Annotated in this window: 11 protein-coding genes and 2 pseudogenes; 5 read left to right on the top strand and 8 right to left on the bottom strand. The window is 44.6% G+C overall.

From position 1 onward, the window contains the following. Positions 1-304: 304 nt before the first annotated feature. From AM228_RS25105 to AM228_RS25090, 4 genes and pseudogenes are all read right to left on the bottom strand, one after another. Positions 305-3,403 (bottom strand): TIM-barrel domain-containing protein, encoded by a 3,099-nt coding sequence (locus tag AM228_RS25105; protein WP_054469663.1) that lies wholly within the window; start codon positions 3,401-3,403, stop codon positions 305-307. Between the two features lie 16 nt (positions 3,404-3,419). Beyond that, entirely contained in the window at positions 3,420-4,139 is a 720-nt protein-coding gene (locus tag AM228_RS25100; RefSeq protein WP_054469662.1) for a hypothetical protein, read from the bottom strand. Between the two features lie 61 nt (positions 4,140-4,200). Further along, positions 4,201-5,376, bottom strand: coding sequence for a VCBS repeat-containing protein (locus AM228_RS25095; RefSeq protein ID WP_197285408.1), 1,176 nt, complete (start codon positions 5,374-5,376; stop codon positions 4,201-4,203). Between the two features lie 1,506 nt (positions 5,377-6,882). After that, positions 6,883-7,578: pseudogene (locus tag AM228_RS25090) on the bottom strand (flavin reductase); the annotation flags it as partial. On the opposite strand from AM228_RS25090, the pseudogene AM228_RS25085 reads away from it, so the two are divergent. Further along, positions 7,574-8,377, top strand: a pseudogene (locus AM228_RS25085) (cell division protein FtsH); the annotation flags it as partial. The pseudogenes AM228_RS25090 and AM228_RS25085 sit on opposite strands and share 5 nt — an antisense overlap. 313 nt (positions 8,378-8,690) lie before the next feature. Here AM228_RS25085 and AM228_RS25075 read toward each other — a convergent pair. Continuing rightward, positions 8,691-9,191, bottom strand: a complete 501-nt coding sequence (locus tag AM228_RS25075; protein WP_054469660.1) for a universal stress protein — start codon at positions 9,189-9,191, stop codon at positions 8,691-8,693. Between the two features lie 371 nt (positions 9,192-9,562). Here AM228_RS25075 and AM228_RS25070 point away from each other — a divergent pair, with 371 nt between their 5' ends. Then, positions 9,563-9,778: a hypothetical protein gene (locus tag AM228_RS25070; RefSeq protein ID WP_054469659.1), complete on the top strand. Its 216-nt coding sequence runs from the start codon at positions 9,563-9,565 to the stop codon at positions 9,776-9,778. A gap of 15 nt (positions 9,779-9,793) precedes the next feature. Further along, the gene (locus AM228_RS25065; protein WP_054469658.1) at positions 9,794-10,012 is read left to right on the top strand and encodes a type II toxin-antitoxin system HicB family antitoxin; all 219 of its coding nucleotides are present in this window, start codon (positions 9,794-9,796) and stop codon (positions 10,010-10,012) included. A gap of 145 nt (positions 10,013-10,157) precedes the next feature. On the opposite strand, the gene AM228_RS33525 is transcribed toward AM228_RS25065, so the two are convergent. From AM228_RS33525 to AM228_RS25055, 3 genes are all read right to left on the bottom strand, one after another. Continuing rightward, on the bottom strand, positions 10,158-10,304 hold the full coding sequence (locus tag AM228_RS33525) for a hypothetical protein (protein WP_156332045.1): 147 nt from the start codon (positions 10,302-10,304) through the stop codon (positions 10,158-10,160). Between the two features lie 232 nt (positions 10,305-10,536). Continuing rightward, positions 10,537-11,085, bottom strand: a complete 549-nt coding sequence (locus tag AM228_RS25060) for a heat-shock protein (protein WP_054469657.1) — start codon at positions 11,083-11,085, stop codon at positions 10,537-10,539. Between the two features lie 545 nt (positions 11,086-11,630). Beyond that, a complete protein-coding gene (locus tag AM228_RS25055; protein WP_054469656.1) occupies positions 11,631-12,518 on the bottom strand; it encodes a hypothetical protein in 888 nt (295 codons plus the stop codon). Positions 12,519-12,869: 351 nt separating this feature from the next. Between AM228_RS25055 and AM228_RS25050 the strand changes: the two genes are divergently transcribed. Continuing rightward, positions 12,870-13,085, top strand: coding sequence for a hypothetical protein (locus AM228_RS25050; RefSeq protein ID WP_054469655.1), 216 nt, complete (start codon positions 12,870-12,872; stop codon positions 13,083-13,085). 20 nt (positions 13,086-13,105) lie between these two features. Next, entirely contained in the window at positions 13,106-13,324 is a 219-nt protein-coding gene (locus AM228_RS25045; RefSeq protein WP_054469654.1) for a type II toxin-antitoxin system HicB family antitoxin, read from the top strand. Positions 13,325-13,543: the final 219 nt, after the last annotated feature.

Below are 13,543 nucleotides of genomic sequence, written 5' to 3'. Positions count from 1 at the left end.
CCAAAACGTAGATAAGGGCGAGTATGCCCCGAACATCTATCCAGTAATTATTGTGCCACAAGGGTTTCTAGTATGTTTACGAAAATTAGTCCTGCGGCCAAAATGTCCGACTACTTAAGTGATGTCTCCATATCTGACGGCAAGAAAAAAGCTACCCATTTTTGAGTAGCAATGGGTAACTCTGTCCAACAATTACGTTACAGTTTCAAACCCCCCAAAATCAGCGCCCTTGCCAGGAGTTTAAACCCCAAGCAAGGGCTGAATTTAGCGATTAGCCGGAGGGTTTCTCACCTCCTGGCATAGATTAGACATATTCTGCCTTGATGGTAATCGACGAACTGTTATCAAACACCTTAATGTAACTGATGTTGATATTCTCGTTGTAATACCAGGCATTGCTGGCCGCATCATGGAGAGCATGACTCCGTTGATCGGCACTGCCGCTAGAGATAGCCTGCACCTGTTGTCCGGCAATGGTGACACTCTTCAACGGACCGGAACTTCCCTTGGCTTCCCCTGGATCGTGCAATACTGCCACGAAGAAATAGGTTTCGTACTTAGGCGTATATCCGTCATGGATCCGCTCGACTTTAATCTCCCGCACCTTGTCGCTGGTGTAGCAGTGGGTAATTTTAGTCTCACGATATTCGTCGTTGGCGTTGGGATCGTCCACTTCTGCTTTTGGCGCAGAAGAACGGCTCACGCCATCATCCAAATACATCGTGTATTCCCCTTCCTTCCCTGGATAAACATTCAGGGTAATCGGATTGGGCTTACCTTCTGCATTCAACTGTCCCACATATTGTTCTAGCTCAATTGTAGGAATAATTGCTCCTCCCCGGACGTACATGGGAACGATAAAGTGAATGTGATTGCCATGGGTATTAAGATTGGCATCAAAATCCCGTATCGTTGTGCCCCCTTCTACAGCCGCACCAAGAGGCATAACGTTGTCCACAAAGCAATACCAGTTGCTACCTGCGGGCAGATAGACATCCCGCCGACCATTGTTGTTATCTTCAGACTGAGGCCGCAACACTGGAGCAATGAGCAGATCATTGCGAACGAAGAATTCGTCGTTCAGGAATTGCTCCTTATCGTTGTAGAGAGATTGGTCCTGGGGATCGTTGAGGAACAAAGGACGGCAAATGGGCAGACCATCCAGGGTGTTCTCAAACAATGCATCATAGAACAACTGCATCAGCCGGTAGCGCAATTTAATATAATGCCCGCAAATTTCCGGCACCATGTAGTACAAGTCTTGGGGGGCTGGAATCTCTTTCCCCCATGCTTTAAACCACTCTACATACTGGAAGACTTCTTGGAACTCTTTGCGCCCTTTGCGGACGTAGTGGTTGCGGAACCAGGGTAAGAAAGCACCTGCCGCAGTCCAGCGAATCACCAGTTCTGGAGAAGCCCACTTCTGCTTCTCGTCAGCCGCTGACTGTTCAAAACCGCCGATATCTTGCCCCGTGATTGCCAAGGCATGCATCCCTAGAGACAGGACTTGGGAAATATTCATCTGGAGGAAATCCCAGTCGGAAGAGTTATCCCCTGTCCACAACCCTGCATATCGGTGAGAACCTACATAGCTGCCCCGTCCGATGATAAAGTTGCGTTTGTTTTCCCGTCCGGGCAGTTTATTGAGTCCTTCGTAGGTGGCTTTGTGCAGATTGTAGGAGTACAAGTTCCACACTTTGAGGGCAGGCTTCAACTCCGGGACTCCTTGGAAGTCGCTGTGGACCATGAGTTTAAAGGGGAAGCCCTTCATATCTCCACGGTTGTCGCGGATTGCCGGGGTGGTCATATCCTGCCAGACAAATTCTAACCCCTGCTCAAACAGGTATTTATATTGCTTGCCCCACCATTCACGCACTTCTGGACGGGCGAAATCGGAGTAGTGACCTGGGCTTCCCAGGGGTTTTCCTTGAAAGTCTCCGTAGTAAACTTCACCGATGTAAGGTTGGCCGCTGTTGTAACCTTCAACCCAGCCACCATTGGGACAGAATTCATGACTGCTACCGTAGACTTGGTAGTGCTTGCTGTCGGGATTGTCCGCATCGTAGCGCTTGTCCAGAACAAAGTAGCCGTTCTCTAGTCCTTCTTTGTAGGTTGAGTAGTAACCTGGGTTGCCCAGGTCTTGGCTACTGATCACGGGGGTGATGTTGGTGCTGCACTTCACACCTTGCTGGCGCAACCAACTGAACATTTCCTGGTGATTGCCAAACGTTTGCTCGTGAGGCCAGTTCTTATTAGTTTGGTAATTCGGCTTGATAGTGAAAGTCCGGTAGTTATCTTGGAGATCCACATCTACAGCCAGCCCATCAAGGGGAATGCCCCAAGCCCGATGTTTCTCCACAGCCCACTTGAGGTCAGCGGCACATTCGTACCCATAGCAACCTTGATGATATCCCAGGGCGTAGCGTGGTTTCAAACCGGGGCGACCGACGATGGCGGTAAAACTATCTAGGATGTTCTTCGGATCTTCTCCTAAGAAGACGTAGTAGTCAAGATCGCCAAAGCGAGTGCCGAACATATAGCGACTGGAGTTGCTATAGCCGATATCGATGAATACTTGACTGGGGTTGTCCAGGAGAACGGCATTGACATTATTGCTGTCGGGAATGCCATTGAACTCGTAAAAGAATGGCTCGGAGTGGTAAAGAGGCTCCCGGTTATCTAAAGGTCCGCGCTCGTAAATCTGCCGATACCGCATATTATCGAAGTTGAAATAATTCAACTGGTCGGTATTCTTGCTGAGTTTGGTTCCCCCCTGTTCGCCAAATCCAAAATACTTGGCGTTGGCAGGCTTCTTCACCGCTTGGATGACAGCATAATCCTCTGGGTTGTTGGGGTCTAGTGAATGAGGAGTGTAGTAAATTGGGGTGTCTGCGGTTTGCCAAACGGGAATCTCTGCAAACTCTGAATTGGATTCGGAGATGTTGAAGACTTTGATGCCGAATGGAGCGATGGTGACAACCACTTTCATCACGATGGGATTATATTGAGACTTGGTTGTCAAAACAATCTGACCGTTAGCCTCTTTGCAATCTACATCAAAGATAAATTTTTCCTTTAACTCTTGGTCCTCAAGATCAAAGTTGGCATTTTCGAGCAAGTGACTGACATCGCTGTATTGGTCTACTTTCGATTTTGTGGGGTTAAAGCGCACTCGGAGGGTATCGTTTTGAACGCACTGGATCAACATGACGCAGTTGCCGCCACCAGCCTTACTGAAATTAAGGCTTAAAGTCTTTTTATCCTTATCGAAGGAATGTCCTTCTACTGCTCCCAGTTTGTCCCATTCTTGGTAGCGGCCAAAATATTCCTCGACTTTGAGAAATTTGTAAACGTTCTTTGCCTTACCGTTTTCGATTTTTGGTGGAAAAATGTCGTTGGACATGACTTGACTACTCCTGTTAGTTAGAATTTTTTTTTGGGTGATATTCAATCGCCATCCAGATGCAATCGGTGTCTGAATAATACTGATGCCAGGGATAGGTATATTTCTGGTTTTCGTGAACTTCACAAAATGGAACGATCTGGGTATATCCCTCAGTCATAATCAGGTCTTCATACAGACTGTCAAAACTTTTCACTTTGAACTTCTGCATTCGTCCCTGTCCAAAGATTTGGGTGTGAATCTCCAGAAAATCATGTGTGTTATGGATGGCACAATCGGTATGGGAAGGTGCGAACCAGAGGTTCACTTTAACCGAGAACTTTTCTTTTTGACTCGGCACACTTTTCTGCCGGGACATAAAATATGGATCGACTTCTAGAATTCCCGCTTCGTCTTGGGGAGACTTCCACAACTGTACGTTTTTAGGAAAGCCAGAGTCGGGAAAATTCCCTAATAGATCCCACCCAGTTTCAAAGACAATATTGCCGATATTTTTGGTGTTTACCACCTCAAGCAACAGTAAGGACTTTGCTTCTTTAATCGTCGTATTTTCCAGGATGGTGGATGAGAAACACGGAATAATACTGCGGTTCGCTTCGCTCAAGTAAGCATCAGTTTCTTCTGGGTTAACGACGATAGTACGGTTATGAATGGGATAGTTTTCCACATTTTCAACGAACTTCGCGTCTATATAATCCCCGGAAAAGTTAAGAACTTTGACTTTGTTAGTTGACATTTGTTTGCGAGAAAAAATTGGCGATTTTGGGGTACAGTAATTGAAGCGATCGCGCGATCGCTTAACCTCCTTTGTGCGGAGCAAAATCGTTGTAGTAAACCACAATAGATGGATTATCCGCACAATAGTATCCAGCTACGGAATAACCGATAGTGGCAAAATCCAAGCGTCCATCGCCATCAAAATCAGCAACAGCTATACGAGCGGCAGAATCCTCGGAGACCCGCCATTTAGCGAAGATGCCATTTTTCACATCGATCGCCTTATAGTAAAAGACTCCTTGCCAAGGCATCGGACCGCGCAGGGCAACGAGAAACTCGTCCTCTCCATCGTTATCAAAATCTGCACAGATGGTGAAATGTCCTGGACCTTCTCCGATCTGGTTGGGATCGCCGTAAACATCGAGCACGACTCTTTTCCAGGTGCAACCCGTCAGGGAGTTTTTATTCTCCTCTGTGTATTCTGTTTTGTAATAGACACAGACCGTGTTGCCATGAAACGGTTCGACGGTGGGGATGTAAGCAAAATCGTCATCTCCGATCTTGCCAGCATCCACGTTACCACTTCCTTTGAAACCCGTTCGGTTGACTTGGGTTAGTTCACCCGTACCGAGAATTTGGCCATACCATACGTTGTCCTCGGGACAGAAGTACAGCCAGGTAATCCCTTCTTCCGAAGCAACCAGAACCGAATCAAGATTGGATCCGGACTTCTTGCCATACTTCTTGAGCGACACACCATGAATCACATGGAAAACAAGTAACCGATCTTTAGATGGATCGTTGGGATCTGGCTTGGTTTGATTGGCTTCGTAGTATTGTTTGTCGTATATTTTCAGGGTTTCTTCATGCCATTGGGAAGCCCCGTAAAGGTCATCTGGCTGAGTAAATAGTTTGATCGGCGTAATCGAGTGGACATCATTGGGCCGCCCAACAATAGGCAATCCGAGAACTTGTAGTTTGCTTTCTTGGGTAAAATAACCGACCCGCAAGCGATGCATGGAAGTGGCGCGGCCAATGTAGTGGCTATTCCAATACGGCTCGTTATTGCCCGGATTTTCCAACCAAGCAATTTTGCCACCATCGGGATCGCAATTGATCATCGTCTGACCGTACTGGTAACAAATGATGATATCGTCTCGCCCATTCCCGTTCACGTCGGCATGATGCATACCAACGGGACCGATATATTTGGCAATCAGTGTCTTTTTCCAATCACTGTTTCGATACCAAGTCACTTCTCCTAGACCCCCATTCCATATCCGATGATATCGGGGTTAGAGCCATTATCGATGTTGACTGCTTCAATCCAGTAGCCGTCTTGACGACGATCTTCTACAAGTTCCCTTCTGAATTTAGGAATCGGAAGGTTGTCTGTCATATTTGTTTCAGATCTGATTATTTGGGTAATTTTTTCCCAAAAAACCTATATTTTGGCAAACAAAGTTTTTTGGCAATTATTGTTTGTTTCGATCCCGAGTGATTTCCCCTGGCTTCAGACCATATCTTAGACCGCTGTTCTTTTAAGCAAAGAACAACATATGGTTGATTTTAATTTGCCGGACTGTCTCAATATGGTTTATCGATCTGAAAAGCGCTGTAAGATATGTATGCTTTGAGTGAGTCTCCAGTAATGTTTACGGCTTCAATTGATCGCCACTCTTAGGGAGTATCTGGCAATACCAGCGGTCTAAATTTAGGTATGTATTTTTGGTGTAGATCGATCGATCTCTTTATTGCCTCTCTTTATTGCCGTCTCATTAAATGACTGATCGACGAAATATCGAAATTGATCACGGTTTGCCTTTCGGTCTGCATTGAATCAGAGCGAATCTACTTCCTGGTATGAGAATAGAATGGCTGAAAAGTCAAAAATTTGACTCTTGTATCCTAATCAGACTGTCATCAGACTCAAACTAAGATACAGAATCATAATTTTTTTGTCAAGCCCCATTTAGGTGACAATTTGTAAAGTCTGGGTAATTTGGTAATACCATTTACCTAAATTATCCTTACGATAAGATTTTCTTGGGCTTTACTTTCAGAGTTTAATCCAGCGTTTGTTACGTTAGTGAGGTACATAACTTATCTAGATTCCCGATCCGGCGGTAATGACATATTATTACATAAATTTTTACATAACTTATCTAGATTCCCGATCCGGCGGGAATGACATATTTTTACTTTGTACCTAATCAATCTTAAACTGTATATAATAGTTTCCTTTTTTGAAATATAAAGATCCAGGTCTTGGAATGAGCCGCCATTTTGTGAATATTCACTGGTGAAACCCCCAAAATTGTATTTAATGATACTGAAATTATTCTAAGCTTTCATATCAACGCCCGTGCCAGTCAACCAATAGCCAACAGGCAACAGGCAACAGGCAACAGGCAACAGGCAACAGGAAAGAGGAAAGAGGAAAGAGGAAAGAGGAAAGAGGAAAGAGGAAAGAGGAAAGAGGAAAGAGGAAAGAGGAAAGAGGAAAGAGGAAAGAGCAAAGAGCAAAGAGCAAAGAGGAAAGAGGAAAGAGGAAAGAGGAAAGAGGAAAGAGCAAAGAGGAAAGAGCAAAGAGCAAAGAGCAAAGAGGAAAGAGGAAAGAGGAAAGAGCAAAGAGGATGCTTCTGAAAACTCTCTCTTCTCTCTCCTCTCTCCTCCGAACTCCGAACCCCGTTCCCCGTTCCCCAACCAACAACCAACAACCAACAACTAACAACCAACAACAACTAACAACCAATGACTAATTAATAATGGCTGCCGGTATTGCGATAATGCACCGCTGTTACACCGTTATCGTTGAGTAATTTACCATTTTCAACCACCGCATAGATCACCAAATGATCGCCACATTCGATGCGGTCTTTGACCACGCATTCTAAATACGCCAGAGCATCACATATAATGGGACAACCATTTGCTGCTTCCGTGGTGTTTAAGCCACTAAAACGGTCTTCCCCTGGGGCAAAGCGTTTCATAAAATGCTTTCGCAATTGCCGACCTTCGGCCAAGATATTTAAGACAAATTTATCTCTATTATGAGTTAGGGATTCCATTGCCCGGTCTTTGGCTACGGCAATGGTCAGACCGGGGGGATTAAAGGTGGCTTGGGAAACCTAAGAGGCTAACATTCCACTGGTGACATCTCCCCGTTTGACGGAAACAACGCACAGGGAACCGACGATGCGACCTACAGCTTGGGCGGTGCGATCGCTTCCTCCGGCAGTCACCGAGGGTTTGGCGGTGCGGAGTTTCTGCGATCGCTTCAGGGTTTGGGCAAAGTCAATGGCGGCTTCCTCGCAAGTTTGCAAAGTAACATCGGTGGGGGTAAATTTGACGCGAATGGGATCAAAGCCAAATTGATAGCCCGCGTCTTTTAGTTTGCTTTCCAGTAAGTCGATCGCTTCTCCACTCCAACCAAACGATCCAAACACCCCGGCTAATGAAATCTCTTTAGAGGCGATCGCCCGTCGGACTCCTGGTTTTACGGGTGCTGACCTGGCTAACCTGCTCAACGAAGCCGCCATTCTCACCGCCCGTCGCCGCAAAGAAGCGATTACCATGCTGGAAATTGATGATGCCGTCGATCGCGTCATCGCCGGGATGGAAGGCACTCCCCTAGTGGACAGCAAGAGCAAACGCTTGATTGCTTATCACGAAGTTGGACACGCGATCGTGGGCACCCTGGTCAAAAATCACGACCCCGTACAAAAAGTCACCTTAATTCCTCGCGGGCAAGCCCAAGGTTTGACCTGGTTCACCCCTGGGGAAGAGCAGTTTCTCATTTCCAAGTCTCAACTCATGGCTCGGATCATGGGTGCTCTGGGCGGTCGGGTCGCCGAACAAGTCATCTTTGGGGATGCGGAAGTCACCACCGGCGCCGGAAATGACCTGCAACAAGTCACCGGAATGGCTCGCCAAATGGTCACTCGCTTCGGGATGTCTGATTTAGGACCCTTATCTTTAGAAACTCAACAAGGTGAAGTGTTCTTAGGTCGGGATTTAATGACCCGTTCGGAATACTCTGAGGAAATTGCCGCCCGCATTGATGCTCAGGTGCGAAGCATTGTCGAACATTGCTACGACATGACCACCAAAATCATCAAAGAAAACCGGGTAGTCATGGATCGCTTAGTGGATTTATTGGTGGAAAAAGAAACCATTGACGGGGAAGAATTCCGTCAAATCGTGGCTGAATACACCAATGTCCCCGAAAAAGAGCAGTTTGTGCCTCAACTGTAGAGGAGCAGAGGAGCAGAGGAGCAGAGGAGCAGAGGAGCAGAGGAGCAGAGGAGCAGAGGAGATGAGATGAGATGTAGGGGCGCAATGCTTGCGCCCATCCTCTCTCCCCCGCTCCCCCGCTCCCCTGCACCCCTGCACCCCTGCGAAGAGAGAAAAGGGAAGAGAGAAAAGAGAAGAGAGAAAAGAGAAGAGAGAAAAGAGAAGAGAGAAAAGAGAAGAGAGAGGATCTTTCCTCTTTCCTCTTTCCTCTTTCCTCTTTCCTCCAAAAGCACCCCCGCTCCCCCGCTCCCCCGCTCCCCGCACCCCAAAAACATTAATCTGATTCAGTCGAGTGAATGCCTTGGACAACTAAGACTGAGCAAGCTGCATGATGCGTCACATAGCTGCTGACACTGCCTAGTAAGATTTCTTTCAGTCCTCGACGACCTCTACGACCCAAGACAATTAAATCCGCTTGCCATTCAAATGCGAGTTGACAAATTAAGGATTCGGCAGACCCCACATCATATCTAAATTCCGCTTCAATGCCTTGGGCTTCTGCCTTTTGCCGATAAGTTTGAAACTCTTTTTTGACCGCCTGAATTTCTGCCTGAAAACTTTCATGTTGCATTTTTTGCAGGGTTTTACCCGCTGCCAGATCCAAACCCACTCCCGTCCCCAAAATGGGAGCCACTTCTCCCTGCCCTTGGATGTTAATCACATGAAATACCATCAGTTGCGCCCCCTCTTTTTTGGCTAAATCGAGCGCTTGGTTAAAGACCAGGGGTGATTGTTCTGAGTGGTCGATCGCCACGAGAATTTTGTGAAAGCCCATAATGTTTGATCCCCAATGAGAGATGTCAATCTATAGATTAACTCTGATTGTTAATTTTTCATCACTTGGCGGATATGGAATTGGGGAAGAGAGAAAGAAACCACAAAGACACCAAGGACACCAAGGAAGTTAATTATCTTTGCTATTTTTGCTCTTTGTGTCCTTTGTGGTGCGAGTTTATATGATGAGATTTACGATAATATTATGGATTTTTGCCAGTTTTTTGAAATAACGATTAAAATTATCCGATTCTTCAATCGAGAAGGTTTGGGTAAATGATGAGAAATGTAAAATAGCTTATGATAGTAAGACAGGTGAAACTAATCGTTTAGCGGCTATTTATCAAGAAATTCTTTAACAATGAGGTGGCAATGACTGAATTATTGGAACGGGCGATCGCGCAATTGAAAACTTTACCGAGCGATCGCCTTTTCGGCGATCGCGGCAATGATTCTGGAAGAACTAGAAGACGAACGGCGCCCTTGATGAAGCGTATGCTAATTCTCCAGACATTCTGGCTAAACTCGCAGCTTCAGCAATGGCTGAATACCATGCCGGTAAAAGAAATCGATCCAGAAACATTGTGAAATCACGCAGAATTTATGAATCAATATAGCATGATGATTCAATGGTCGAATGAAGATCGGCTTTTCTTGGTGACGATTCCAGAATTTGCCGATCGCGTTGTCATGCCTTGCACTCATGGCAAAACCCGTGAAGAAGCAATTCTTAACGGCGAAGAAGTTATTGAAATGTACTTGGAAGCGTGGCAAGCAGAAGGTGAGTCTATTCCCGCTCCTAAGACCCTGCAAATTGCTTAAATATTGGTTGCCCGTGGGGTGACAGAAACCGGGTTTCTATGTAGAAAATGCTTGAAAGTGGTTGTCCTCCAGACGATTGGCATGACTTACTTAAAGAGGCAAAAGGTGAAACTAATCGTTTAGCGGCTATTTATCCAGAAATTCTTTAACAATGAGGTGGCAATGACTGAATTACTTGAACGGGCGATCGCGCAATTGAAAAGCCGACGGATAAGCAGATAGGCGATCGATCTTTCAGTGTTGGCTGACTGCTGAGAAGCTGACTGCTGACCGCTCGATCTGAAAATGTCAATCAAACTTGACGCAAATCAAAACCATGAGCTATAATTAGATCAATGGATGCAGCAGACATGCTCTAAGCATGACATCCCGTTACCCACCAGGGTCGAGGAAATTCCGGTAAAGACGTTCTGACTATTGTTCATCAATTTTCCATGTTTGACGAATAGATTAAAACTATTTTGATTCTTTTCGTCAAAATATGTGTTTTAACAAAGGCTCCCTAGTCAGGAGCCTTTGTTATTTTAGGGCTTGGGTAATTTCTGATTATGCAATAACTTGTTTGCTATGACGAAGAAGCCTACTTTCTTCACTCTACCTATGCCTTCGTATCTAGGATAAGCACTGACTATGTGTAATCTCAGTTTTTTACTTTCTCTGAAGGCAGCAAAAACCACGAAATAATCAATCTGAATATCTTCTTCTTCCAAAACTTTAACGGTAGCAAAATTTCCATACCCTGCGTGGCAAACTAAAGTTTCCCGATCGCCCAATGACTTGATAATACTCGGTAATTGTTTAGAAAGTTTGTATCTTTCAAGATTAAATGGTCTAGACTCTCTGGGTGCATTGTACATCAATAATTCTGATCCTTCGCTAGAAATATCATCTAATTGTTTAGTGAAACAATGTAAGCCATAAGTTACTATAAACTGGTAGCTGATGGGCTGGTTTTCGTCTCTTTTGTCCAGATACTCAACCCAATGAGCATTCAGATGTGATAAATCTAATGTTTCACCATTTAGGACAAAACTTGGCCATAATGTCACTTCTTTGACGGTCTTAAAATTCATAATCAACAAAATATTAATGAAAAAATATATGTAGAAATATATAGCAGTTTCACTTAAAATATGAATAAAACAAATTGCTTATACCTAATTTTTCGACAAATTATTTCCGCTGTAACTTGCGGCTAAATTAAAATTTACTTTCTTCAATTAATTCTTGCTTACATTTTCAATAAAATATATATATACAGCGTTTTCCTCTGCTATGCAGTACGTCTCGCACTTGCTCTACCTGGGGAGACCCCAAGACCGCAGTGGCTCCCCGATCAAAGGGGGAATTTACGAAGCGTTGACTGCCCCGAAAGCCCCCCTTTGATCGGGGGTTTGGGGGGATCGTTCGTAGGGTTAGGGGGATCTTAACGTACCTCAAAAAAGCGCAAACTGCTGTAATATTTTTTATTTTTTGAATCATCAGATAACTTTTAAGTGTCGCTTGTGTTGCTCTCGGTATCGGCAATACAAAAATCGAAGTGGTAGGATACGTCAGAAATATTAATATCTGACGCTCCCTAAATTATGGTGATTTAAGTCTAAATTCAGTGCAGAAATTATTTCCGATCTGGCGGCGATACTTTTAATTTTTGTTTTGCACTTTGTTTTGCACCCAATACTTGGTGGACATCTTGTGGAGTAATTCGATCGCCGAGTCGAGGTTCTTCTACATCAATCATCAGAGCTTCAGTGGCAGCATCAATAGCTTCAATTGGGTTCAACCCTTTGCGGCTAATATATTTGGCAGCTAAATCTTCAATTTGTGCTATGCGTTGAAGTTGAGTAACATGGAGGTTATCTTTAGGTGTTTCGTAGGATTTAACATCCAAAATTTGATTAATCGACTTTTTTGGCATCCCAAAAAGATGTTGATAAATCTTACCCAGAGCGGAAGCGTAAATCCCCCTCTGTCCTCCTTTGATTGAATATTGCTTTATGTATTCCTGAAGAGAGTCTTGATTTGCCTCAATCCATGCGCCAATTGCGGAGCGTAAATCTTTATTCAACATGATTGAAGCGTAGCGAAACTCAAACTTCTGAATATATTCATCTTCATCTCGAATGATACCAAAAGCATGATCCGCTCGTCTCTCGAAAGTCTCGTGCAGTGCAGCAGCCAAGAGAGTAATTGCTGGTTTACGCATACCGATTACGGCAGCGTACATAATCATTGCCATGAAATCTTCTGTGGGGATCAAATTACTCTCGATAAACCCTTGTCCTTGAGATTCAATAATCTCTCCTTTGAATCCGTAACCTCTCAACTTAGCCAGAGCATTGCCTTGAGTACGCAGCGTATCACTTAACCAACCTTCATTAAATCCAACTGCTTTACTCGCTTGTCGCATCGACCAACGATATTCCCCATCGGACATCATGTAAACCGGAATAGGAATTCCACCAATTGTAATTTCCTTACTTTTAATGCTTGCTTGCTTAGACATGAGTAAATACTTAAGTTACGACTATTTGCCATAGGGTTAACCCTATGGTAGATAATATAGTACCATAGGGTTAACCCTATGGCAAGAGTTTTGCCTCAACAATTTATTAGCTGGGAAATCGATACTATATACCTACATCCACTGAAAAGCCGCATCACCATGCTTGAAAAGTAAGTAGAGAGGCTCTTCAAGCGTCAAAGATCCGCAACGCAAAGTTTATGTGAACCACCCCAACCGCAGATTTATCGCCTCTCGTTCTTCCAATTGATCTAAAATCTCCATATTTGGCGCTGCCAGCAGAATGCGATCATCATTGTTGGTGCAATTTTCTAGTTTTAGAGTGAGGTGGCAATGACTGAATTACTTGAACGGGCGATCGCCCAATTAAAAACTTTACCGAGCGATCGCCTTTTCGGCGATCGCGGCAATGATTCTGGAAGAACTAGAAGACGAACGGCGCCCTTGATGAAGCTTATGCTAATTCTCCAGACATTCTGGCTAAACTCGCAGCTTCAGCAATGGTTGAATACCATGCCGGTAAAAGAACTCGATCCAGAAACATTGTGAAATCACGCACTAAATAATTTATGAATCACTATAGCATGATGATTCAATGGTCGAATGAAGATCGGCTTTTCTTGGTGACGATTCCAGAGTTTGCCGATCGCGTTGTCATGCCTTGCACTCATGGCAAAACCCGTGAAGAAGCAATTCTTAACGGCGAAGAAGTTATTGAAATGTACTTGGAAGCGTGGCAAGCAGAAGGTGAGTCTATTCCCGCTCCTAAGACCCTGCAAATTGCTTAAATATTGGTTGCCCGTGGGGTGACAGAAACCGGGTTTCTATTAAGCGGTTGGTGGGGTTAATTAAATTTGGGATAGAAACCCGGTTTCTTTTTGTGTCGTTTTCAACGTTGCAAATTTATTTTATTCGGGAAGATATAGGAAACCGGGAAAAAGAAAAACCACAGAGGACACAAAGGACACAAAGGCAGCAAGGTATCTGTGCTCTTTGTGTCCTGGCTG

Origin of the sequence: Planktothricoides sp. SR001, assembly GCF_001276715.1 — a bacterium.
GTDB lineage: Bacteria > Cyanobacteriota > Cyanobacteriia > Cyanobacteriales > Laspinemataceae > Planktothricoides > Planktothricoides raciborskii.
The sequence above is the reverse complement of the archived record's forward strand: the minus strand, read 5'-3'. Positions and strand labels throughout refer to the sequence as shown.